The 23,474-nt window shown below is 72.0% G+C and carries 21 protein-coding genes; 8 read left to right on the plus strand and 13 right to left on the minus strand.

Going from position 1 to position 23,474, the window contains the following annotated elements; translation table 11 throughout:
* Positions 1-85: 85 nt before the first annotated feature.
* Positions 86-541 carry a gamma-glutamylcyclotransferase gene (locus ABZ570_RS14220; protein ID WP_358062138.1) on the minus strand — a complete coding sequence of 152 codons (456 nt, stop codon included), beginning with the start codon at positions 539-541 and terminating at the stop codon, positions 86-88.
* A gap of 106 nt (positions 542-647) precedes the next feature.
* On the opposite strand from ABZ570_RS14220, the gene ABZ570_RS14225 reads away from it, so the two are divergent.
* Positions 648-2,051 carry an NAD(P)H-quinone dehydrogenase gene (locus tag ABZ570_RS14225; RefSeq protein ID WP_358062141.1) on the plus strand — a complete coding sequence of 468 codons (1,404 nt, stop codon included), beginning with the start codon at positions 648-650 and terminating at the stop codon, positions 2,049-2,051.
* Here ABZ570_RS14225 and ABZ570_RS14230 read toward each other — a convergent pair whose 3' ends face one another.
* Both ABZ570_RS14230 and ABZ570_RS14235 read right to left on the minus strand, forming a co-directional pair.
* Positions 2,052-2,795: a DUF998 domain-containing protein gene (locus tag ABZ570_RS14230; RefSeq protein ID WP_358062144.1), complete on the minus strand. Its 744-nt coding sequence runs from the start codon at positions 2,793-2,795 to the stop codon at positions 2,052-2,054.
* A 133-nt stretch (positions 2,796-2,928) separates the two neighbouring features.
* Positions 2,929-3,555 (minus strand): VTT domain-containing protein, encoded by a 627-nt coding sequence (locus ABZ570_RS14235; RefSeq protein WP_358062147.1) that lies wholly within the window; start codon positions 3,553-3,555, stop codon positions 2,929-2,931.
* Positions 3,556-4,045: 490 nt separating this feature from the next.
* Here ABZ570_RS14235 and thrS point away from each other — a divergent pair, with 490 nt between their 5' ends.
* Positions 4,046-5,278, plus strand: coding sequence for a threonine--tRNA ligase (gene thrS, locus ABZ570_RS14240; protein ID WP_358062223.1), 1,233 nt, complete (start codon positions 4,046-4,048; stop codon positions 5,276-5,278).
* A 133-nt stretch (positions 5,279-5,411) separates the two neighbouring features.
* Here the strand turns inward: thrS and ABZ570_RS14245 are convergent, their stop codons facing one another.
* The 4 genes from ABZ570_RS14245 to ABZ570_RS14260 all read right to left on the minus strand — a co-directional run bounded on the left by ABZ570_RS14245 (position 5,412) and on the right by ABZ570_RS14260 (position 10,278).
* Entirely contained in the window at positions 5,412-7,457 is a 2,046-nt protein-coding gene (locus tag ABZ570_RS14245) for an ABC transporter ATP-binding protein (RefSeq protein ID WP_358062150.1), read from the minus strand.
* 76 nt (positions 7,458-7,533) lie between these two features.
* The gene (locus ABZ570_RS14250) at positions 7,534-9,267 is read right to left on the minus strand and encodes an ABC transporter ATP-binding protein (protein WP_358062153.1); all 1,734 of its coding nucleotides are present in this window, start codon (positions 9,265-9,267) and stop codon (positions 7,534-7,536) included.
* A complete protein-coding gene (locus ABZ570_RS14255; RefSeq protein WP_358062155.1) occupies positions 9,261-9,782 on the minus strand; it encodes a MarR family transcriptional regulator in 522 nt (173 codons plus the stop codon). The genes ABZ570_RS14250 and ABZ570_RS14255 overlap by 7 nt, the downstream gene beginning before the upstream one ends.
* A 52-nt stretch (positions 9,783-9,834) precedes the next feature.
* The gene (locus tag ABZ570_RS14260; protein WP_358062158.1) at positions 9,835-10,278 is read right to left on the minus strand and encodes a DoxX family membrane protein; all 444 of its coding nucleotides are present in this window, start codon (positions 10,276-10,278) and stop codon (positions 9,835-9,837) included.
* Between the two features lie 88 nt (positions 10,279-10,366).
* Here ABZ570_RS14260 and ABZ570_RS14265 point away from each other — a divergent pair, with 88 nt between their 5' ends.
* Positions 10,367-10,915, plus strand: a complete 549-nt coding sequence (locus ABZ570_RS14265) for a TetR/AcrR family transcriptional regulator (protein WP_358062161.1) — start codon at positions 10,367-10,369, stop codon at positions 10,913-10,915.
* Positions 10,916-10,981: 66 nt separating this feature from the next.
* Here the strand turns inward: ABZ570_RS14265 and ABZ570_RS14270 are convergent, their stop codons facing one another.
* Together ABZ570_RS14270 and ABZ570_RS14275 are read right to left on the minus strand one after the other, a co-directional pair.
* Positions 10,982-12,421 (minus strand): GuaB1 family IMP dehydrogenase-related protein, encoded by a 1,440-nt coding sequence (locus ABZ570_RS14270; protein ID WP_358062164.1) that lies wholly within the window; start codon positions 12,419-12,421, stop codon positions 10,982-10,984.
* 67 nt (positions 12,422-12,488) lie between these two features.
* Positions 12,489-13,094, minus strand: a complete 606-nt coding sequence (locus ABZ570_RS14275; protein ID WP_358062166.1) for a LysE/ArgO family amino acid transporter — start codon at positions 13,092-13,094, stop codon at positions 12,489-12,491.
* Between the two features lie 70 nt (positions 13,095-13,164).
* Here ABZ570_RS14275 and ABZ570_RS14280 point away from each other — a divergent pair, with 70 nt between their 5' ends.
* Entirely contained in the window at positions 13,165-14,061 is an 897-nt protein-coding gene (locus ABZ570_RS14280; RefSeq protein ID WP_358062169.1) for a LysR family transcriptional regulator ArgP, read from the plus strand.
* Positions 14,062-14,132: 71 nt separating this feature from the next.
* On the opposite strand, the gene ABZ570_RS14285 is transcribed toward ABZ570_RS14280, so the two are convergent.
* Positions 14,133-15,884, minus strand: coding sequence for a biotin carboxylase N-terminal domain-containing protein (locus tag ABZ570_RS14285; RefSeq protein WP_358062171.1), 1,752 nt, complete (start codon positions 15,882-15,884; stop codon positions 14,133-14,135).
* A gap of 132 nt (positions 15,885-16,016) precedes the next feature.
* On the opposite strand from ABZ570_RS14285, the gene ABZ570_RS14290 reads away from it, so the two are divergent.
* From ABZ570_RS14290 to ABZ570_RS14305, 4 genes are all read left to right on the plus strand, one after another.
* Positions 16,017-16,640 carry a PadR family transcriptional regulator gene (locus ABZ570_RS14290; protein ID WP_358062174.1) on the plus strand — a complete coding sequence of 208 codons (624 nt, stop codon included), beginning with the start codon at positions 16,017-16,019 and terminating at the stop codon, positions 16,638-16,640.
* A gap of 120 nt (positions 16,641-16,760) precedes the next feature.
* Entirely contained in the window at positions 16,761-17,720 is a 960-nt protein-coding gene (locus ABZ570_RS14295; RefSeq protein ID WP_358062177.1) for an ATP-binding cassette domain-containing protein, read from the plus strand.
* 17 nt (positions 17,721-17,737) lie between these two features.
* Positions 17,738-18,493, plus strand: a complete 756-nt coding sequence (locus ABZ570_RS14300) for an ABC transporter permease (protein WP_358062180.1) — start codon at positions 17,738-17,740, stop codon at positions 18,491-18,493.
* A gap of 121 nt (positions 18,494-18,614) precedes the next feature.
* A complete protein-coding gene (locus ABZ570_RS14305; protein WP_358062183.1) occupies positions 18,615-20,000 on the plus strand; it encodes an MFS transporter in 1,386 nt (461 codons plus the stop codon).
* Positions 20,001-20,138: 138 nt separating this feature from the next.
* Here the strand turns inward: ABZ570_RS14305 and ABZ570_RS14310 are convergent, their stop codons facing one another.
* The 3 genes from ABZ570_RS14310 to ABZ570_RS14320 form a co-directional block, all read right to left on the minus strand.
* Entirely contained in the window at positions 20,139-20,792 is a 654-nt protein-coding gene (locus ABZ570_RS14310) for an O-methyltransferase (protein WP_358062186.1), read from the minus strand.
* A gap of 141 nt (positions 20,793-20,933) precedes the next feature.
* The gene (locus tag ABZ570_RS14315; RefSeq protein WP_358062189.1) at positions 20,934-21,590 is read right to left on the minus strand and encodes a Maf family protein; all 657 of its coding nucleotides are present in this window, start codon (positions 21,588-21,590) and stop codon (positions 20,934-20,936) included.
* A gap of 10 nt (positions 21,591-21,600) precedes the next feature.
* Positions 21,601-22,674, minus strand: a complete 1,074-nt coding sequence (locus ABZ570_RS14320) for a S8 family serine peptidase (RefSeq protein ID WP_358062225.1) — start codon at positions 22,672-22,674, stop codon at positions 21,601-21,603.
* Positions 22,675-23,474 lie beyond the last annotated feature (800 nt).

Consider the following 23,474-nt stretch of genomic DNA (forward strand, 5'->3'; position numbering starts at 1 on the left):
GACCCGGCGCGGGGTTGCCCGCCGGCCGGGGAACCGGCCGGAGGACACTGACCGCGTGGGATACGCGGCAGGCCGACGAGACGCGCTAGGCCGACGCGGTGCCGGTGGGGCGGGACCGCAGGTCGGTGACGTAGTCGTCGGGCGCGCCCGCCTTCTCCGCCGCGGTCGCGATCTCCGACAGGTACCACGACGTCGGCAGGCCGCCCTCGTACCCGTCGAAGACGTAGACCCAGGCGGTCACGTCCCCGTCCAGCGTCGAGACGCGTACGGTGAGCTTCCGGTACGTCCCGGCGGTCACGCCCTCGATCTCGTCGAGCTGCGCGGCGTCGTACGGGTGGATGTCGTAGAGCGCCACGAAGACCCGGTCACCCGGGGACTCGACCACCGTGCTGACCGAGCCCTCCCAGCCGATGACGCCCTCGCCGGCGAAGGTGAGTCGCCACCCCTCCAGCCAGCCGGTGCCCACCATCGGCGAATGCGGGCAGTAGGCGCGCATTCGAGCGGGGTCCAGGTTTGAGCCATAAGCGGCGTACAGACGCACGGCGATGACGATAGCCCGGCCGGGGCGTGGGGGAGAATACGACGGTGCGTGTCGAGCGCGACGGGGAGAAGAAAGTCACTGTGAGCACTGACGAGGGGCGAGCGCTGTGAGCCAGATCGTGATCATCGGCGGAGGGCCGGCCGGGTACGAGGCGGCGCTGGTCGCCGCCCAGCTCGACGCTGATGTCACCGTGGTCGAGGCGGAGGGGGCCGGCGGCGCCTGCGTGCTCTCCGACTGTGTCCCGTCGAAGACCTTCATCGCCAGCTCGGAGGTGGTCACCGGCTACCGGGACACCGACGAGTTCGGCGTGCACTCGGACGGGCTGGAGGCGGTCACCGTCGACGCTCAGGCGGTGCACGCGCGGGTCAAGCGGCTCGCCCTGGCCCAGTCCGCCGACATCCACGCCAAGCTGGTCAAGTCCGGGGTGGAGTTCGTGGCCGGCACCGCCCGGCTCGGCGAGGACACGCTCGGTCACACCCACCGGGTGGTCGTCACGCCGGCCGGCGGCGGCGAGAAGTACTCGATCGCCGCGTCCACCGTCCTGATCGCCACCGGCGCCACCCCGCGCCAGCTGCCCACCGCGCTGCCGGACGGCGAGCGGATCCTCACCTGGCGCCAGGTGTACGACCTGCCGGAGCTGCCGGAGCACCTGATCGTGGTCGGTTCCGGGGTGACCGGCGCAGAGTTCGCCAGCGCGTACCTGGCCATGGGTGTCGAGGTCACCCTCGTCTCCAGCCGGGACCGGGTGATGCCGCACGAGGACGCCGACGCCGCGATGGCGATCGAGCGGGTGTTCCGCAACCGGGGCATGACCATCCTCAACAACTCCCGCGCCGAGGCGGTCCGCCGGATCGGCGACGGCGTCGAGGTGGTGCTCGCCGACGGCCGGATCGTGGTCGGCTCGCACGCGCTGATCGCGGTCGGCTCGATCCCGAACACCGCCAACCTGGGCCTCGCCGAGTACGGCGTGGAGCTGGCCCGGGGCGGCTACGTGACCGTCGACCGGGTCTCCCGGACCAACGTCCCCGGCATCTACGCCGCCGGTGACTGCACCGGGGTGCTGCCGCTGGCCAGCGTCGCCGCCATGCAGGGCCGGATCGCGATGTGGCACGCGCTCGGCGAGGCGGTCCGGCCGCTGCGGCTGCGTACCGTCGCGGCGAACGTCTTCACCGACCCGGAGCTGGCCACGGTCGGCGTCTCGCAGAACGAGGTGGACGCCGGCAAGGTGCCGGCCCGGCAGGTGATGCTGCCGCTGTCGGGCAACGCCCGGGCCAAGATGGCCGATCTCGCGGACGGTTTCGTCAAGCTCTTCTGCCGCCCGGCCAGCGGCCAGGTGATCGGCGGCGTGGTGGTGGCGCCGAAGGCCAGCGAGCTGATCCTGCCGATCACCATGGCGGTGGAGAACAACCTCACCGTCAACGAGTTGGCCCAGACCATCACCATCTACCCGAGCCTCTCCGGCTCCATCACCGAGGCCGCCCGCCAACTGATGCTCCACGAACTGGAGTGATCACGCGTCGATCATGGAGTTGTGGTGCCCGACCCGTCGTGCTACGGGCGCTCTGCGTAGTGCCACGACTCCATGATCGCGGGTCCGGGTGAGGGACAGGGCGACGACGGCTAGGAGGGCGACCTCGGTGAGGATGAGCAGGCGTTCGGTCAGGCCGATCAGCATCCGGTCGCCGGGGTAGGCGGACCAGATCATCGCCCCGGCCAGAAGCAGGCTGCCCAGGGTGAGCGCGCGCAGCCAGCCGGCGGCACGGCCGCCTAGGGGCCCGGCGAGCAGCCAGCCGGCGGCCGGCAGGGCGAGGAAGGCGACCACCGAGGCGTACCGGTGCAGGTAGGCCGCGGTGTCCATGGGCAGGCCGGGCTCGTTGGTCGGCACCACGGCGGTGGCGAGCAGGCCGGCGGTCCAGGCCGCCAGGAGCGCCCCCGCCAGCCGTTGCCGCCGTCCGGCCCGCCCGGCCGCCCCGTCGCCGGTCGGCGCCCGTCCGTCGCCGGTGGACCGCGCGCCTCCGGGGTTCGACCCGGATCCGGTACGCCAGAGCGCCGGGATCAGCACCGCCGTCGCGCCGGCGAGCACCGCCATGGCCACGTCGATGACGCCGCCCCGGTCGGAGACGGCGAAGTCGCTGACGGTCAGCGACCAGGGATCCAGGTCGTCGCTCACCTCAAGGTGGCCGAGCACGGCGAGCACCGCCGCCAGGGCGATCCCGCCGAGGGTCAACAGGCCGGACGTCCGGTTTCCAGGCATGCCCCAGCCTGTCGCCGGAACGGTCCGAAAAGGATCCGGGGCCGCCCCCCACTTCGATCCCGGGGAAGTCCCTTACCGGCTGCCGCCGGCGCGGGCTTTCCTCAGGTCGATCAGGTGCTCCGGACCGCGGGCGTCAGTCGACACCGACCCGTACCTTGGCCTCGGCCTCGGTGCGGGTGTTGCGGGCGCTGATCGCGCTCATCGCCCAGCCGGCCGCCGCGAAGCCGGCCGCCGCCACCCCGCCGATCACCGCGAGCCGCCACGCCGACTCGGTCAGCGCCCGGCCGCCCAGGTGCCCGACCAGGCTGCCGTATGCGGCCCAGCCGGTCGCCGCCACGCTCTCGTAGAGCAGGAAGAGGCGGTACGGGTAGCGGCTGCGCCCGGCCGAGAAGCAGGCGGCCATCCGACCGCCGGGTACGAAGCGGCAGAGCAGGATCACCAGGGGCCCCGGCTCGCGCAGCCCACGGGTGACCCGGGCGGCGGCCCGGCGGGCCCGGCCGGGCATGGTGTGCCGCGACGCCGGACGGTTCGGGGTGCTCCGGCCCAGCAGGTAGCAGGCGAGATCGCCGGCGAAGACGCCGAGCGCGCCGACGACGATGGTGAGCGGCAGGCTGAGTCCGCCGTAGACGGTGAGCGCGCCGCTGGTGATCATGACGACCTGGGTCGGTACGACCGGCACGAAGGCGTCGGCGGCCAGCAGCCCCAGCAGCGCCAGGTACACCCACGCCGGCGACGCGACGTCAGAGATGAGTTCGGGCACGACCGCCACCTCGCCGGATTCCCCCGTTCGATTGCACCGAGCCTGACGGCGTGTCCCGCGTCACCGGGAGCTGCCCCACTCGGTGGTGACCATGGACACCAGCGGGCCACCAGTGGACAACGATGCGGCGGGGGCGATTGTGACGGCCTCTCCGCGTGGCGTCGCTCACCGAGGCGGGCGGCGAACCACCGCTCCCCGGCGTACCGTTGTCGGGACGCGGTCCCGCCGCCGTCGGGTCCCCCGTTCCCGACGGCCGGGCCGCGGCGGGTCGTCGGCAGGTCCCGTGCCGACGACCCGCCCCCGCTCCCCGAAATCCAGGTGTGCGACCCGAGCCGTCGCGCGTACCGTCGCCGCATGCGCAGCGCGGTGGTGACCACGACGCCGGGAATCCCCGGCGCGCCGCACTGACGTATCCGTCGACGAGGCCCCGGGGCGAACCGCCCCGGGGCCTCGCGGCGTTCCGGGCCAGCTCGCCTCCGGGTCGTACCCGATCAAGGAGAGCGACATGATCGACCACCGCAGGCTCGGCCGGGAGCTGGAGCTGTTCGTCTCGGACCCCCTCGCGGGCGCCGGGCTGCCGATCTGGCTGCCGGCCGGCGCCGCCGCCCGCCATGCCGTCGAGGAGTACGTGCGGGAGTTGGAGCGCCGGGCCGGCTACCAGCACGTCTACTCGCCGCCGCTGGGCAAGCGGGAGCTGTTCGAGCTGTCGGGACACCTGGGCTACTTCGCCGACGACATGTTCCCGCCGATGCAGCTCTCCGCCGACGACGAGTTCGTGCTCCGGCCGGCGCTCTGCCCGCACCACGCGCTGGTCTTCCGCGCCCGGGGCCGCTCCTACCGGGAGCTGCCGCTGCGGGTGGCCGAGCTGGGCGGGATGTACCGGGCGGAGCGCTCCGGGGTGCTCGGCGGGCTCGCCCGGGTACGGGCCATCTCGCTCAACGACGCGCACAACTTCTGCGCCCTCGAGCAGGTCGGCGACGAGGTACGCGAGATCCTGCGGCTGATCCGCGAGGCGCACGCCGCGCTCGGCGTTCGGCCGGCCGGGTTCCGGCTGTCGCTGCGCGGGCCGGGGGAGAAGTACGTCGGGGACGACGCCGCGTGGGCGCGGGCCGAGGAGTTGCTCCGCGCCGCGCTCGACGGGGTCGACTTCACCGAGGGGCCGGGCGAGGCCGCCTTCTACGGGCCGAAGATCGACATCCAGATCGTCGACGCGGCCGGCCGGGAGTCGACCATCTCCACCGTCCAGCTCGACTTCGACAAGCCGGAGCGGTTCGACCTGTCGTACACCGATGCGGACGGCAGCCGGAAACGGCCGGTGATGGTGCACCGGAGCCTGGTCGGCAGCATGGAACGGCTCTTCGCGTACCTGATCGAGGTGCACGCCGGCGCCTTCCCGGCCTGGTACGCCCCGGTGCAGGTGGTGCTGATCCCGGTGGACGACGGCCAGGCGGACGCGGCCGTCGACCTGTGCCGGCGGGCCGGGGCGGCCGGGCTGCGGGCCGAGGTCGACCTGGTCGGCTCGCTGGGCGCCCGGATCCGCGACGCGGCGCGCCGCAAGGTCCCGTACGTCGGGGTGGTCGGCCCACGGGAGGCGGCCGGCGGGTCGGTGTCCCTGCGGCTGCGCGACGGCCGGAGGCTCGACCCGATGCCGGTGGCCGCCGCGCTGGAGCTGATCGGACGGGTGGTCGCCGCCCGTGCGGCCGGGCTGCTCCCGGCCGACTGACTGCCGCAGGCCCGGGCCGGCTCCGGGATCCGGGCCGGCTCCGGGAACCCGGCCGGGCTCCCGGCTGGCGGCCGGCGCCGGCTGCCCGCCATCGCGGCGGGAAGCCGGCGCCGGGCCGGGCGCCGGATCCACGTCAGTTCTTGGCCGGCGCGGCCGCCGGAAGCGCCCCGGCTGCCGGCGCACCCCCCGGCAGCGGTGCCGGGACCTCGTCCGTGATCACCGCTCCGGTGAACTGCGACCGGTACAGCCGGGCGTACGCCCCGCCGGCGGCGAGCAACTGGTCGTGCGTGCCCTGCTCGACGATCCGGCCGTTCTCCATCATCAGGATCAGGTCCGCGTCGCGGATGGTGGAGAGCCGGTGCGCGATGACGAAGCTGGTCCGGTCGGACCGCAGCGCCGCCATGGCCCGTTGGAGCAGCACCTCCGTCCGGGTGTCCACCGAGCTGGTGGCCTCGTCGAGGATCAGCAGCGACGGCTCGGCGAGGAACGCCCGGGCGATGGTGATCAGCTGCTTCTCGCCGGCGCTGACGTTGCTGCCCTCCTCGTCGATCACGGTGTCGTACCCGTCGGGCAGGCTGCGGACGAACCGGTCGACGAAGGTGGCCCGGGCCGCCGCCAGGATCTCCTCCTCGCTGGCGTCCGGCCGCCCGTACGCGATGTTGTCCCGGATGGTGCCGCCGAAGAGCCAGGTGTCCTGGAGCACCATGCCGATCCGGCCGCGCAGCTCGTCCCGGCGCATCGTGGTGATGTCCACCCCGTCCAGGGTGATCCGGCCGGCGTCCAGCTCGTAGAACCGCATGACCAGGTTGACCAGGGTGGTCTTGCCGGCGCCGGTCGGCCCGACGATCGCCACCGTGTGTCCGGGCTCGGCGACCAGGGACAGGTCGTCGATCAGCGGCTTGTCCGGGTCGTACCGGAAGGAGACGTGCTCGAACTCGACGCGGCCGTGCGGGTCGGCGATCCGGGCCGGCCGCGCCGGCTCCGGGCTCTGCTCCTCGGCGTCGAGGACCGCGAAGACCCGTTCGGCCGAGGCCACCCCGGACTGGAGCAGGTTGGCCATCGAGGCGACCTGGGTGAGCGGCTGGGTGAACTGCCGCGAGTACTGGATGAACGCCTGCACGTCGCCGAGGCTCATCGTGCCCGAGGCCACCCGCAGGCCGCCGACCACGGCGATCGCCACGTAGCTGAGGTTCCCGATGAAGAACATCGCCGGCATGATGATCCCGGAGACGAACTGCGCGCCGAAGCTCGCCTGGAACAACTGCTCGTTCTTGGCGTGGAAGGCGCCCTCCACCTCCTTCTGCCGGCCGAAGACCTTGACCAGCTCGTGGCCGGTGTACGCCTCCTCGATCTGCCCGTTCAGCTCGCCGGTGTGCGTCCACTGGGCGATGAACTTCCGCTGCGAGCGCTTCGCGATCTGGGCGGTGACCAGCACCGACAGCGGCACCGCCACCAGGGCCACCAGCGCCAGCAGCGGCGAGATCCAGACCATCATGGCCAGTACGCCGACCACGGTGAGCAGCGAGGTGACCAGCTGGCTGAGCGTCTGCTGGAGGGTCTGCGAGATGTTGTCGATGTCGTTGGTGACCCGGCTCAGCAGCTCGCCGCGGGGCTGCCGGTCGAAGTAGGGCAGCGGCAGCCGGTTGAGCTTCTCCTCCACCTCGGCGCGCAGCCGCAGGACAGTCCGCTGCACCACGCCGTTGAGCAGCCAGCCCTGCGCCCACATCAGCACGCTGGCGCCCAGGTAGAGCGCCAGGGCCAGGGCCAGCACCCGGCCCAGCGCGGTGAAGTCGATGCCGACGCCGGGGACCACGTCCATCCGGGCCAGCATGTCGGCGAAGTTGCCGTTGCCGGACGCCCGGGCGGCGGCCACCGCCTCCTCGGTGGTGGTGCCGGCGGGCAGTCGCCGGCCCATCACCCCGCTGAAGATCAGGTCGGTGGCGTGGCCGAGCACCTTCGGCCCGATCACGCTGAGCCCGACGCTCGCCACGGCCAGCGCGAGCACGGCGGTCAGCTCCATCCGGTACGGCCGCAGCCGCCCGAGCAGCCGCCGGGCGGACGGCCCGAAGTTCATCGCCTTCTCGGCGGGCATGCCCATGCCCATGTGGGGCGGGCCACCGGTACGCCGCCCCGCCGGCGGCAGCCGCTTCGGCGTCGCCTTTTCCGTTACGGCGCTCATGCCGTCACCTCGCTTCGCTCGGCGCCGGCATGAGGCACCACAACCCTGCATTGATGATTCGCTCGCTGACGCTCGCTCATGCCGCCACCTCCGCGGTCTGCTGGGACGCCACGATCTCGGCGTACGTCGGGCAGGTCTGGAGCAGGTCCTCGTGTCGTCCCGTCCCGACGACGCCGCCGTCCTCGAGCACGAGGATCTGATCGGCGTCGACGATCGTGGAGACCCGCTGGGCCACGATCACCACCGCCGCCTCCGCGGTGACCGGCTTCAGGGCCGCGCGCAGCCGGGCGTCGGTGCCGAGGTCGAGCGCGGAGAACGAGTCGTCGAACAGGTAGATCTCGGGTTTGCGTACCATTGCGCGGGCGATGGCCAGCCGCTGCCGCTGGCCGCCTGAGACGTTCGTGCCGCCCTGCGCGATCGGCGCGTCCAGCCCGCCGGGCATCTCGGCGACGAACTCCCGGGCCTGGGCGATCTCCAGCGCCGCCCAGAGCTCGGCGTCGGTGGCGTCCGGGTTGCCGTACCGGAGGTTGCTGGCGACCGTGCCACTGAACAGGTACGGCCGCTGCGGCACCAGCCCGATCCGCCGCCACAGCTCGTCCGGGGCCAGGTCGCGGACGTCCACCCCGTCGACGAGGACGGCACCGGTGGTCGGGTCGACCAGCCGCGGGATCAGGGTGAGCAGGGTCGTCTTGCCGGCGCCGGTGGAGCCGATGATCGCCGTGGTCCGCCCGGGCTCGGCGCGGAACGAGATGTCGTGCAGCACCGGCGCGCTCGCCCCCGGGTACTGGAAGCCGACCCCGCGCAGCTCCAACTCGCCCCGGCTGGACACCTCGGTCACCGGCCGGGCCGGCGGCGCCACCGAGGACTCGGTGTCCAGCACCTCCACGATGCGCTCGGCGCAGACCGCGGCCCGGGGCACCATCATCAGCATGAAGGTGGCCATCATGACCGCCATCAGGATCTGCATCAGGTACTGGAGGAAGGCGGTCAGCGCGCCGACCTCGATCTGGCCGGAGTCCACCCGGCCCGCGCCGAACCAGAGCACCGCGACGCTGGACACGTTGAGCACCAGCATCACCACCGGGAAGATCAGCGCCTGGAGCCGGCCGATCCGCAGCGCGGTCGCGGTCAGGTCGGCGTTCGCGACACCGAAGCGCTCCGTCTCGTACGGCTCACGGACGAAGGCGCGGACCACCCGGATGCCGGTGATCTGCTCGCGCAGCACCCGGTTCACCGTGTCGATCCGGGTCTGCATGAGCCGGAAGCCCGGCACCATCCGCCGGATGATCAGGCCCAGCGCGACCGCCAGGACCGGCACGCAGACCAGCATCAGCCAGGAGAGCCCGACGTCCTCGCGGAGCGCCATCACCACGCCGCCGATGCTCATGATCGGCGCGGCCACCAGCATCGTGCAGGTCAGCAGGACGAGCATCTGCACCTGCTGCACGTCGTTGGTGTTGCGGGTGATCAGCGAGGGCGCCCCGAACCGGGCCACCTCGCGGGCGGAGAAGCGGTTGACGTGGCGGAAGATGGCCCCCCGGACGTCCCGGCCGAACCCCATCGCGGTCTTCGCGCCGAGGTAGACGGCGGCGATCGAGCAAGCGATCTGGAGCAGGCTGACGAGCAGCATCCAGCCGCCCGTACGCATGATCTGGCCGGTGTCGCCGAGGGCCACGCCACGGTCGATGATGTCGGCGTTGAGGCTCGGCAGGTAGAGCGAGGCCATCGTGCCGACGAACTGGAACGCCACTACGGCGGCCAGCAGCCGCCGGTACGGGCGTAGCTGGGTACGGAGCAGGCGGATCAGCAAGGCCGGGACCCCCGTGTCGTCATGTCGGCGGATTCCTTGTCTGGGTTCAACCGGCCGAGGTCCCCGTCGGACATCGTCGTGATGAGTTCGGCGAGGAACTCACGGATCACCGCCCGCTTCGCCGGGTCGGCGTCGACGGAGGTGAGCGGCCGGTCACTGTGGATCATCTGGATGAGGGCCTGTGCGTGTTCCCGGCCCTTGTCGGTGAGGCTGAGCTGCACGCTGCGCCGGTCGTTCGGGTCCCGCTGCCGGACGACGAAGCCGTCCCGTTCGAGAGTGTCCACGATGCCGGTGAGGGTGGCGGGACGGACGAAGCAACGCTCCGCCATTTCCCGGTGCGTGCTGTCGCCGGCCCGCGCCAGGACCATCAGGACGCGCATGCCAGCCGAGGTGAGGCCGTGGTGTTCGGCCAGGTAGCGCCCCCAGTGCTGCTCCACGACGTGGCCGGCGATCGAGATCAGGCGGCCGAGCGGCGCGTGGCGCAGGGCGTCGGAGAAGCTGACGAGGGGTTCCATGGACGCCAGATTAGCCCCCAGACCATCAGGGCCCAAACTAATTTCCGTCTCCTCAGTTGCCGATCGCCACCGCCAGGGCGGCCGCGACGAACACCACCTGGAGCACGGTCCGGGCGCCGATCGGGGTCACCGGGCGGCCGGCCAGGGTGAGGCCGCGGCGGGCGGCCGAGACGTTGGCCGGGAACATGGCCAGCATCAGCAGTGCCAGGGCGGCGGCGGCCGGGCGCCCGGTGGCCGGCACGAGCAGGCCGAGCGCGCCGACCAGTTCGAGCACGCCGGTCAGGGTGACCAGCAGGTCGGGGCGGGGCAGCCGCGGCGGCACCATGGCGATCAGGTCGGCGCGGCGGGACAGGAAGTGGGCCGAGGCGGTGACCGCGAACATCAGGGCCAGGCCGACCCGCAGGGCGGGGTGCCAGCCGTCAACGGCGGCGACGCCGAGCAGGCCGACGATGCGGGCCGCCGCGGTGCCGGCGATCAGGGCGATCAGGGGTGCCATGGGGTACGCCTCCGGGTAGCCGAACTTGTCGCTGGCAAGATTGCCTCCCGGGGAATCATCTTGTCAATGGCAAGTTAGGCTGCTGGGCATGACCCGTTCCCGCGCGTACCACCATGGCGACCTGCGCCGCGCCCTGCTCGACGCCGCGGTCGAGGCGATGACGGAGTCCGGCCCGGCCACCCTGAGCCTCCGCGACCTGGCCCGCCGGGCCGGTGTCTCGCACGCCGCCCCCGCCCACCATTTCGGCGACAAGGCGGGCCTGCTCACCGCGCTCGCCGCGCAGGGCTTCGACCTGTTGACCGAGGCGCTGCGCGGCGCGGGGGACGATCTGGTGGAGACCGGGGTGGCGTACGTCGGGTTCGCGGTCCGACACCGGGCGCACTTCGAGGTCATGTTCCGCCCCGACCTCTACCATGCCGACGATGCCGAGGTGATGGCCGCGCGCACCCGTGCCGGTGAGGTGCTCCGTACCGGTGTGGCCCGGCACACCGGCCGGGGCGCGGAGGTCGACTCGCTCGCCGCCTGGTCCATCGTGCACGGATTCGCGACGCTCTGGCTCGCCGGTGCCCTGCCGCCGCGGGTCGGTCCCGATCCCGAGGCCGCCGCCCGTACGGTGATCAGCCGGCTCTTCGCCTGACCCTCCCGGCGCGGCACGGGTGCGGCCGATCGGCCGGCCCCTCGTCAGCCCGCGGGGGCCCGAGGGTCACCAACTGGTCGGCAGCGGCATGCCCTCGGTGTAGCCGGCGGCGCTCTGCACCCCGACCAGTGCGCGCTCGTGGAACTCCTCCAGGTTCCGCGCGCCGGCGTAGGTGAAGGCGCTCCGCACACCGGAGATGATCTCGTCGATCAGGTCCTCCACACCGGGCCGCTCCGGATCCAGGTACATCCGGGCCGAGGAGATGCCCTCCTCGAAGATCGCCTTCCGGGCCCGGTCGTACGCGCTGTCCTCACCCGTACGCGCGCTGACCGCCCGGGCCGACGCCATGCCGAAGCTCTCCTTGTAGCGCCGCCCGTCCGGGTCGGTGTAAAGGTCGCCGGGGGACTCGTAGGTGCCGGCGAACCAGGAGCCGATCATCACGTTCGAGGCGCCCGCCGCGAGGGCCAGCGCCACGTCCCGGGGGTGGCGTACGCCGCCGTCGGCCCAGACGTGCCGGCCCAGCGCCCGGGCCGCCGCGGCGCAGTCGAGCACCGCCGAGAACTGCGGCCGTCCCACGCCGGTCATCATCCGGGTGGTGCACATGGCGCCCGGCCCGACGCCGACCTTGACGATGTCGGCGCCCGCGTCGACCAGGTCCCGTACGCCCTCGGCGGTGACCACGTTGCCGGCCGCGACCGGGACCGCCGGGTCGAGCTTGCGGACCGCCCGCAGCGCGGAGATCATCCGCTCCTGGTGGCCGTGCGCGGTGTCCACGACCAGCGTGTCCACCCCGGCCTCCAGCAGCGCGGCGGCCTTGCCGGTCACGTCACCGTTGATCCCCACCGCGGCGGCGATCCGCAGCCGGCCCCGGTCGTCCACCGCCGGCTTGTAGAGCGTGGCGCGCAGCGCACCCTGCCGGGTCAGGACGCCGACCAGGCGTCCCTGCGCGTCCACCACCGGGGCGAGCCGGCGGCGGCCCGCGGAGAGCCGGTCGAAGCCGGTACGCGGGTCCGCGTCCGCCGGCACGGTGTGCAGCTCGGTCGACATCACGTGCCGGAGCTGGGCGAACCGGTCGACGCCCACGGTGTCCGCCTCGGTGACCACGCCGACCGGGCGGCCCGCCTCGTCCACCACGATCACCGCGCCGTGCGCGCGCTTCGGCAGCAGGTGGATCGCGTCGCCGACGGTGTCCGTCGGGCCGAGGGTGATCGCGGTGTCGTGCACCAGGTGCCGCTGCTTGACCCAGGCGACGACGTTGGCCACCACCTCGATCGGGATGTCCTGGGGGATCACCGCGATGGCGCCCCGGCGGGCCACGGTCTCGGCCATCCGCCGGCCGGCCACCGCCGTCATGTTCGACACCACCAGCGGGACGGTGGTGCCCGTGCCGTCGGCCGTGGCCAGGTCGACGTCGAGCCGGGAGCCCACCTCGGAGCGGTTGGGCGCCATGAAGACGTCGTTGTAGGTCAGGTCGTGCGCGGGGACCGCGCCATGAAGGAACCGCACCGGAACATCATTCCCGGCGGCACCCGTTCGTGCCGCCGATGGTCACGGAAAACACCTCGCGCGGGCGTCAGCCGAGCAGCAGCGCCGCGGCGGTCCCGGCCATCACGACGGCGACCGCGCCGTCCAGCACGCGCCAGGCGGCGGTACGCGCGAGCAGCGGCGCCAGCCGGTGCGCCCCGCCGCCGAGCGCGGTGAACCAGGCCGCGCTGGCCAGGGCGGCGCCGGCCCCGAACGCCCAGCGCGGCTCGTACTGCTGGGCCACACCGCCGAGCAGCAGCACGGTGTCGAGGTAGACGTGCGGGTTGAGGTAGGTGAAGGCCAGGCAGGCCAGCACGGTCGCCCCGAGGGTGGCCGGCGGCCGGTCGGTGGGGGCGAGGGAGCCCGGGCGCAGCGCCCGGCGGGCGGCGAGCACGGCGTAGCCGAGCAGGAACGCGGCCCCGGCCCAGCGGATGGCGGACAGCAGACCCGGCCGGCCCGCCACGGCGCTGCCGAGACCTGCGATGCCCACCGCGATGAGCAGGGCGTCCGACGCGGCGCAGGCGACCACCACGGGCAGCACGTGCTCCCGGCGTAGCCCCTGGCGGAGCACGAAGGCGTTCTGCGCGCCGATGGCGACGATCAGCGCGAGCGACACGGAGAACCCGGCGACGGCCGTGGGGAGTGGTTCGGGCACGCGTGCGACGCTACGGGCGGCCAGATGGTGCAGTCCAACTAATCTTTCTGAAGCTCCGTAAGCTGGACTTATGGAAGGGCTCGACACGAACCAGCTGCGTACCCTGGCCGCGGTGGTCGGCGAGGGCAGCTTCGAGGGCGCGGCGCGCGTCCTGCACGTCACCCAGTCGGCGGTGAGCCAGCGGATCCGCGCGCTGGAGGAGGTCGTCGGGCAGGTGCTGGTCCGCCGCAGCCGCCCCTGTCAGGCGACCGCCGCCGGCCAGCCGCTGCTCCGCCTGGCCGTCCAGTTGACGCTGCTGGAACGGGAGGCCCTCGCCGAGGCGTGCGGGGCGGTGGACGGGACGGCCGGGCCCACCCGGGTGCCCGTGGTGGTCAACGCCGACTCGTTGGCCACCTGGTTCGTGCCCGCGCTGGCCCGGGTCCCGGCCGAGCTGGCCGTCTGCTTCGACGTACGCCAGGACGACCAGGACCACACCGCCGAGCTGCTGCGCGACGGCGCGGTGCTGGCGGCGGTGACCGCCCAGCGGGAGCCGGTGCAGGGCTGTCGCGTACGCCCGCTCGGCGCGATGCGCTACCGGCCGCTCGCCTCCGCGGCGCTGGTCGCCCGGTGGTTCCCCGACGGGCTGACCGCCGAGGCGCTGGCCGCCGCGCCGATGCTCGTCTTCGACCGCAAGGACCGGGTTCAGCACCGCTTCGTCCGGGCGGTGACCGGCCGGGACCTCGACCCGCCGGTACACCACGTGCCCTCGGTGCCGGCGTTCAGCGAGGCGATCCGGAGCGGGCTCGCCTGGGGGCTGGTGCCGGAGCGGTTGGCCGAGCCGGACCTGGCCGCCGGCGTCTGCGTCGACCTCGGCCCGGGGCGGCACGTCGACGTGCCGCTCTACTGGCAGCACTGGCGGCTGGAGTCGCGGGTGCTCGAAGCGCTCACCGACGCGGTACGCGCGGAGGCGGCGGTCGCGCTCCGCTGAACCCGAGCCGGGCTGTTAGCAGGGGCCCCTTCCTATGCCTGAGGCGTTAGCAAGGGGCCCCTCCTTACGCCTCAGGCGATGGTGCAGATGGTGGCGCCGGCGGTGATGACCGCGCCGACCTCGGCGGAGAGGCCGCTGACGGTGCCCGCCTTGTGGGCGTGCAGCGGCTGCTCCATCTTCATCGCCTCCAGCACGACGACCAGGTCGCCCTCGGCGACGGTGTCCCCGTCGGCGACGGCGATCTTGACGATGGTGCCCTGCATGGGGGAGGCGAGCGCGTCGCCGCTCACCGCGGCACCGGCCTTGGCGCCACCGCCCCGGCGGGCCGGCTTCTTGGCGGCGGGCGCGGCGGCGGCCGTACCCGAGCCGAGCCCGGCGGGCAGGGTGACCTCCAGCCGCTTGCCGCCGACCTCGACCACGACGGTCTCGCGCTCGGCCGGGCCCTCGACCGCGCCGGCCGGGGCGGTGAACGCCGGGATCGTGTTGTCGAACTCGGTCTCGATCCACCGGGTGTGCACGGTGAACGGCTCGGCGGCGAACGCCTCGTCCCGGACCACCCGGCGGTGGAACGGCAGCGCGGTCGCCATGCCCTCGACGACCATCTCGTCCAGCGCCCGGCGGGCCCGCTCCAGCGCCTCGGTACGCGTCTCGCCCGTGATGATCACCTTGGCCAGCAGCGAGTCGAAGTTACCGCCGATCACGTCACCGGCCGAGATGCCGGTGTCCACCCGGACGCCCGGCCCGCTGGGCAGCCGCAGCGCGGTGATCGTGCCCGGGGCGGGCAGGAAGTTGCGTCCCGGGTCCTCGCCGTTGATCCGGAACTCGATGGCGTGCCCGCGCGGGGTCGGGTCCTCGGTGAAGCGCAGCTTCTCGCCGTCGGCGATCCGGAACTGCTCGCGGACCAGGTCGATGCCCGCGGTCTCCTCGGTGACCGGGTGCTCGACCTGGAGCCGGGTGTTGACCTCCAGGAAGGAGATGGTGCCGTCGGCGCCGACCAGGTACTCCACCGTGCCGGCCCCGTGGTAGCCGGCCTCCCGGCAGATCGCCTTGGCGCTGTCGTGGATCTGGGCGCGCTGCGCCTCGGTGAGGAACGGTGCCGGAGCCTCCTCGACCAGCTTCTGGTGCCGGCGCTGGAGCGAGCAGTCCCGGGTGCCGACCACGATCACGTTGCCGTGCTGGTCGGCCAGCACCTGCGCCTCGACGTGCCGGGGCTGGTCCAGGTAGCGCTCGACGAAGCACTCGCCGCGGCCGAACGCGGCGACCGCCTCACGGGTGGCCGACTCGAACAGGTGGGGGATCTCCTCCATGGTGCGGGCCACCTTGAGGCCGCGCCCGCCGCCGCCGAAGGCCGCCTTGATGGCGACCGGCAGGCCGTGGTCGACCGCGAAGGCCATCACCTCGTCGGCGCTGCCGACCGGGTCCGGAGTGCCGGGGACCAGGGGCGCGCCGGCGCGCTGGGCGATGTGCCGGGCGGTCACCTTGTCGCCGAGGTCGCGGATCGCCTGCGGGGTCGGGCCGATCCAGGTCAGCCCGGCGTCGATGACGGCCTGGGCGAAGTCGGCGTTCTCCGAGAGGAAGCCGTAGCCGGGGTGCACGGCGTCGGCGCCCGACCGGGCGGCGATGTCGATCAGCTTGTCGATCCGCAGGTAGCTGTCGGCCGCGGTGTCGCCGCCCAGGGCGTACGCCTCGTCGGCGAGGGTGGCGTGCAGGGCGTCCCGGTCGGAGTCCGCGTAGACGGCGACGCTCGCCAGGCCGGCGTCGCGGCAGGCGCGGATGACGCGGACGGCGATCTCGCCGCGGTTGGCGATGAGTACCTTGCGCACCTTGGTGGCTCCTCCCCGGAGTTCGATGTCGGGAGTTTATCGGCCGGCATCCGAGGCCCTAACGATCGCTCAGTGTGGGATGCGGCACGGCACAGCCGCCTCTTAGTCAAATTTGCTTATTACGCTTGCCTGATGTCGGCGACACGGATGATGATTCTCGGCCTGGTCAGGTGGATGCAACCGGTGCACGGTTACGACGTACGCCGTGAGCTGTTGAGCTGGAGCGCCGACAAGTGGGCCAACGTGCAGCCCGGGTCGATCTATCACGCGCTGCGCAAGCTCACCGACGAGGGGTTGCTCCGCGCGGTGTCGACGGAGCAGGTCGGCGCCCGTCCGGCCCGCACCACCTATGAGGTGACCGCCAAGGGCGAGGACGAGTTCGAGACCCTGCTGCGGGCGCAGTGGTGGCAGCTTCACGAGCCGCCGGATCCGTTCGTGGCGGCGTTCTCCTTCCTGCCCGCGATGCCGCGCGACGAGGCCGCGGCGGCCCTGCGCAACCGGGCCAACCTGCTGCGGGCCGGCATCGAGTCGATGCGGGCCTCGCTGGAGTCGGAGTGGGTGCGCAACACCAAACCGGTGCACGTGGGCTGGATGTTCGAGCTCTGGTCGGCCCGGGCGGAGGTCGAGATGGCCTGGTGCGATCGGGTCGCCGAGCGGATCGAGTCGGGAGTGTCGTACCTGCCGGCTGCAATGAAGCTTGCCGAGGGCTGGTCCGGATGGCCGGACGGGGCTCCCGAGGAGCGCAACGCGGAATAATCAACGTTGACCACAAGAGCTATATCGCGTTAGTGTCGGCGCCAGCCGCGGGGGCAGTCGCTGTCCTCCCGCGGACGATCGGCGGCCGGTCACGTCCGGCCCGGACGACCAGGAGCAGAGATGATCGAGACCAGAGGGTTGCGGAAGTCGTTCCGCTCCCGTGCGGGTCGCGAGACGAAGACCGTGGACGCGGTCCGGGGCGTCAACCTCGACGTCGCCGAGGGGGAGATCTTCGGCTTCCTCGGCCCGAACGGCGCCGGCAAGACCACGACGCTGCGGATGCTCGCGACCCTCATCGAGCCCGACGGCGGCGAGGCCACCATCGCCGGGGCCGACCTGCGCAAGGACCCGGCCGAGGTACGCCGCCGGATCGGGTACGTGGCCCAGGGCGGCAGCACCTGGGACGAGTCCACCGCCCGCGAGGAGCTGGTGCTCCAGGCCCGGCTCTACGGCATCGGCAAGGCCGAGGCGCACCGGCGCGCCGTCCACGCCCTGGACGCCTTCCAGCTCAGCGAGTACGCCGACCGCAAGTGCAAGACCTACTCCGGCGGTCAGCGACGCCGGGTGGAGATCGCGCTCGGCATCATCCACGAACCGAAGATCGTCTTCCTGGACGAGCCGACCACCGGCCTCGACCCACAGAGCCGGGCCCACATGTGGGACGAGATCCGCCGGCTGCGTACCGAGGGGATGACGGTCTTCATCACCACGCACTACCTGGACGAGGCGGACGCGCTCTGCGACCGGATCGCGATCATGGACCATGGCGAGGTGGTCGCCGAGGGCACCCCGGCCGAGCTGAAGCGGGAAATCTCGGGCGAGGTGCTGCTCGTCGGCCTCGACGCCGCGGTCACCCCGCACGCCGCCGAGCTGCTCGACGTCGAGGCGTACGTCAACAAGCTGGAGACCGCCGACGAGGGCGGCCTGCGCCTGTACGTCGAGGACGGCGCCACCGCCATCCCCCAGGTGCTGCGCCGCCTCGACGGCGCCGGCCTGGGCCTGCGCTCCATCGAGCTACACCGGCCCAGCCTCGACGACGTCTTCCTCACCAAGACCGGCCGCTCGCTGCGCGAGTCCTGACCAACCGGAGATTTGTCATGAAACTCGTCCGCGACACCTGGCTGATCTTCCAGCGCCAGATCCAGCTGCTGCTGCGCAACCCGGTCTGGCTCTTCGTCGGCGTCTTCCAGCCGGTGATGTACCTGCTGCTCTTCGCCCCGCTGCTCAAGGACGCGCTGCACGCACCCAGCCAGGCCGAGGCGTACAAGATCTTCGTCCCCGGCCTGCTGGTGCTGCTGGCCATCTTCGGCGGCCTGTTCCAGGGCTTCGGCCTGATCGCCGAGCTGCGCGCCGGGGTCATCGAGCGGTCCCGGGTCACGCCGATCAGCCGGCTCGCCCTGCTGCTCGGCCGCGCGCTGCGGGACGTGGTCTCGCTGATCGCGCAGGCGGTCATCATCACCGTGCTGGCGCTCGTGTTCGACCTGCGCGTCTTCATCGGTTACCTGCTCCTCGCGTACCTGATGCTGGCCCTGATCGCGCTGATGACGGCGTCCGTCTCGTACGGCGTCGCGCTCAAGGTCAAGAGCGAGGACGCGCTCGCCCCGCTGATGAACACGGTCGCCCAGCCGGTGCTGCTGCTCTCCGGCATCCTGCTGCCGCTCACCTACGCGCCGAGCTGGCTGAAGGGGATCGCCAACTGGAACCCGTTCTCCTGGGCGGTCGACGGCACCCGGGCACTGTTCGCCGGCGACCTCGGCAACGAGAAGGTCTGGCAGGGGTTGACCATCATCGCGGTGCTGGCCGTCGCCGGGGTGGTCTGGTCCGCCCGCCAGTTCGCCCGCAGCGTCCGCTGAGGTGAACGGAGGGCCTGCTCCACCCCAGCAGTAGAGCAGGGGTCCCTCTCACCCCGCCCAACAGGCGAGAGTTGGCTCTCATCGGGGCGGGGCACCAGCCCGACGCGCGTAGCGTGGGCCGGTGCCCCGCCTCACCCGTGACAAGACAACCTGGTTGACCTACGCCCAACTGGGGCTGTGGGGCTTCTTCCTCTACGGGTTCGGCCCCGTCGTACCGCTGCTCCGCGAGGAACAGGGCACCAGCGCCGCCGTCGCCGGCCTGCACAGCACGGGCATCGCCGTCGGCGCGCTGCTCGGCGGAGCGCTCTTCGCACCGGCCGCCCGCCGCATCGGCCGCGGCCCGGCCATCTGGCTCGGCCTCGCCGGCGTCGCCGCGGGCGTCACCGCGCTCGGGCTGCTGCGCCCGCTGCCCGCCACCCTCGCCGTCGTCGCGGTGATCGCCACCTTCGGCATGATGGTGATCAGCGGGGTCAGCGTGGTGCTCACCGCTCACCACGGGCCCGCCGCGCCCGCCGCGCTCACCGAGGCCAACGCCGCCTGCGCCGGCATGGGCATCCTCGCCCCGCTGGTCATCGGCGCCACCGTGGACGCCGGCCACGGCTGGCGGCCGGTGATGGCCGTCGAGGTCGGCCTGATCACCCTGGTCGCCCTCGCCGCCCTGACCTTCCGGGTACGCCTGCCGAAAGCCGCCCCCTGCGACAACTCCAGCTCAGCGCGTCTGACGCCGCGCAGTGACCTGGAGCCGTCGGCTGCCGTGGCTGGCACCGGCCCGGTCCCGGTGGCCGCCGCGGCTGGCGCCGACCCGGTCCCGGTGGCCGCAGCGGTGGGGGCGGCGGAACCGGCCGCGCCGCCGGTCGACGGACCCGCCGCCGGGCACGCCGTGCGGGCTGGTGCCAGCGCCCCGGCCAGTGCCAGTGCCCCGGCCGGCGTCCGCCCGACGGACCGGCTGCCGGCGGTGTACTGGATCGCCTGGGTGCTGATGTCGGTCACCGGCTCGATCGAGGTGTGCCTGTCCCTCTGGACCGCCGACGTGCTGCGTACCCACGCCGGGCTCGGCGCGGGCAGCGCCTCGGCGGCGGTCGCCGCAATCGTCTGCGGCATGTTCGCCGGCCGGCTGGCCGGCGGCCGCCTCGCGTTGCGCTGGCCGCCGGTACCGCTGCTGCTCGGCGCGCTGACCGTCTCGCTGGGCGGGTTCGCCCTCTTCTGGTCCGCCCCGGTCGGCTGGTTGGCGGTCACCGGCCTGGTCGTGCTCGGGCTGGGCAACGCCCTGCACTATCCGCTGGCGATCGCCATCGCGCTGGCCGTCGCCGGTCCGGCCGCGGACAAGGCGGCCGGCTGGGCGTCGTACTCGATGGGGGTGGGTTTCGGGATCGCGCCGGTCGTGCTCGGCTGGGTGGCCGACGGCGTCGGCCCCCACCTGGCCTTCCTGCTGCTGCCCGGCTTCATCGCAGCCGCCGTGCTGCTCACCCTGCGCCTCGGCCGCGCCCTCCACCCCACCCCCGCCTAACCCGTTACCCCCACCCCGCCCCCGCCCCCCTTTCCGGCGATCTTGCACTTACTGCCCCGACATACGGGGCATTCCGGGCGGATGCCGGGCCGCAACTGCAAGATCGGCGAGGCGGGGGTGGGGTGGGGTGGGGTGGGGTTAGTGGGTTTGGGCGAGGGTGACGCCGTCGGCGATGGGGAGCATGATCACGTCGACGCGGACGTCGGACATGATCTCGTCGTTGAATGCGGCGATTGCCCGGTCGTCGGCGTTCTGCGGAGCGAGCACACGGCCGCCGCGCAGGGTGTTGTCCACCGCGATGACCGCACCGGGCCGCATCCGAGGCACCAGCTCATCCCAGTAGACCGGGTAGCCGACCTTGTCGGCGTCGATGAACGCGAAGTCCAGGTACCGCTCCCGGGGCAGCTCCCGCAGGGTGTCGGCGGCCGGGCCGATGCGCAGCTCGATCCGGTCCTGCACGCCGGCACGGGTCCAGTAGCGGCGGGCGATCCCCGTGTACTCCTCCGAGATGTCGAAGCAGGTCAGCCGGCCACCCTCGGCCAGGCCGCGGGCGATCGCCAGCGAGGAGAGCCCGGTGAACGTGCCCACCTCCACCGCCTGCCGCACTCCGAGCAGTCGGGTGAGGAAAGTCAGGAACGCGGCCTGCTCCGGCGCGACCTGCATGTCCGCCTGAGCTGGCAGGGCGGCTCGGGTCTCCTCGGCCAGCTCACGGACGATCTCGTCGGGCGCGGAACCGTGCGCCACGAGGTAGGCGTGCAGTTCCGGGGTCAGTGGCAACGGCTTCGTGCTCATGACCGGCACGCTAGCGCTCGATCGGTAAAGCCGGCGGCGTTGCCTGGGCGCTGGCGGAAAGTGTCGGTTTCAAGCAGCGGAACTGCGCGTGTGCCCGCGTGCCGCCGTTCCCGAGAAAGGTGACCGGTGACCGTGACACCGCTAGCCAAGGCGCTCGATTTCCTGGCCCCCGGGCGCGACCTTCCTCCACAGGTCAGTGACGCGCAGGCCCAGGTCGCCAAGGAGAGTCCGCAGCAGCGGCAGGCTCAATCCCACCACCGTGCCCGGGTCGCCCTCGATGCCGGTCAGGAACGCTCCGCCCAGCCCGTCGATGGTGAACGCCCCAGCCACGGCCAGCGGCTCGCCCGTCGCCACGTACGCGTCGATCTCCTCGTCGCTGATGTCCGCGAAATGCACCGTGGTCGAGGCGACCGCTTCCGCCCGCGACTCGTGCACCACGTCGATCAGGCAGTGCCCGGTGTGCAGCACGCCGCTACGCCCGCGCATCCGCTGCCACCGTCGGGTGGCGTCCGCCGCGTCCGCCGGCTTGCCCAGAATCTGCCCGTCGAACGCCAGCACCGAGTCACAGCCGAGCACCAGCGTCCGCTCCTCCGGTGCGGCGCGCAGCCGGCCGAGTACGGCCTGCGCCTTCAGCCGGGCCAGTTCCAGGCACAACTCCTCCGCCCGGTCGCTGACCACCTGAGACTCGTCGACGCCGCTGACCAGCACATCGGGTTCGATCCCGGCGGCCTGGAGCAGCTTGCGGCGGGCGGGACTCTGCGAGGCGAGCACAAGGCGTAGCGGTACAGGACTCAACACCCCACCGACGCTACCGGCTGATCCGGGGCGGCGGATCATCGGCACGGCGGCGGCGTCGCCACAGCAGATACCCGCCACCCGCCGCCACCAGTACGCCCAGCGTTGCCAGCCCACGCGCCGTGGCGCCGCCGTCTCCGCTGCCCTCGGGTAGCGCTGCCTGGGTTGAGGCGGGTGCGGTCACGCTCGCCGACTCGAAGCCCAGCGGGGGTACGTCCGCGGTGAGCGCGGCGACCAGGTCAATGACGCCGTAGCCGTACTCGTCGTCACGGCCGGGCGGCCCCTTGTCGATGGCGGTCGCAGTCAGTCGATGCGCGACCTCCTGCGCGGGCAGATTGGGGTACTTGGAGCGAATGAGGGCAGCAGCCCCAGCAACAATCGCCGTCGCGCTGGATGTGCCAGTGCCCTTCGAGTACCTGCCGCCATAGCTCGTGCTGTATATGTCGACCGCAGGCGCCACGACATCGATCTCTGGGCCGACTGCCGATACCGTCGCATGCCTCCCAGAGCGGCCAACGCCGCCAACGGCGATTACTCCGTTTTCCCTTGCCGGATATCCAACGCCGGAATCCTCGGGAGCGTTGCCAGCGGCCGCCACCACGACAATGTCTGCGGACATGGCGTCCCTAACGGCTTTGATTAGTCTTGAACTAGCCCCGCCACTGCTAGAGATGCTGATTACATCCGCGCCGTTTGCGATCGCATACTCGATAGCTACGGCTAGATCGTCGGGAGTGCCGAGGTTGTTTGCGCCTGAGGACTTGATAGGCATGATCTTGGCTTCAGGTGCGACGCCTAGGGCACCACTATCTCGATTGCGGCCATGCGCTGCAATCAACCCGGCCATGCTTGTCCCGTGACTGTTCTCGTCTTGCCGACCGTCGTTCGAGATTCCGCCGATCACGCTGGTTCCAGGAAGTAGATTGGCGCGCAAATCCGGATGGGGATCCACCCCAGTATCCGGGACGGCAACGACAACTCCCTTACCCCGGCTTAGCTGGTTCGCTTCCTTCACCTTGAGGAAACGGAGGTGCCACTGATCGGCTCGTATCCGTGCAGCTTCGTCAGGGCTGGGCGTGGCACCCAAGGCATCGGCTGGCAAGGCTGGCGCCAGTAATGCCAGAACGACGGAAAGGATGAGACCCGACTTCACCGGTCGAGGCCGATTGCGGGACCGGGATCGAGAGGACCCCCCTCGTCTGGTGGTCGGACCACGGGGCTGACACCCTCATCTGTCTCCCAGGGGTTGTCAGGATCCCATCGGCGCGGTTCATCAACCTCTCGCTTGCATCGATCAAGACGATCGGTTAGGCCGGGAGCGCTCGGAGTCGGGTAGCCACCGATGGAGGGTAGACCGTGTGGCCCGTTGAACTGCGGAGTGCGGCCTCCGCCCGGCCTGGAACCTGCAGCGCCGGATGGCGCGGTCCCAGCGCCGCCCCCTCCGATAACGCCTCCGACAGGGTTCACACGGCGCGGAGCGGTAGGTCCAGGTACTTGACCATGTCCGAATCCTGGCGTGGCTCCAATTAGCCCGCCGGGTGGCATTAGGTGGGGTGCATTGGGTGATATATGGCGAGGAGGAGTGTTTGGTGCTCGGTTCGGTTCCTGGTGAGGAGGGCCGGGGTTCTCTTTGAATCGAGTCGAAGAAGTTCCTCCGATGATCCCTGGCGCGGAAAACACGGAGGGTCCCCCCAATGTAGTAGGTGTGACTGCGGCGCTAGGGAGGGTCGGCTGAGGCGGTGTTGCAACAGTTCCGGAACCAACGCCGCCTAGTACTGGACCGGCCGCCGAAACCGTGCCACTGGAAGGTACAGCAGGTGCGGCAGCCTGACGCGATGCTGTGGACAAGCGCGTTGTTACGCGAGCATTTCCTGACGAGGTAATCGG

This window comes from Micromonospora sp. NPDC007271, from assembly GCF_040634005.1.
Taxonomy (GTDB): Bacteria; Actinomycetota; Actinomycetes; order Mycobacteriales; family Micromonosporaceae; genus Micromonospora.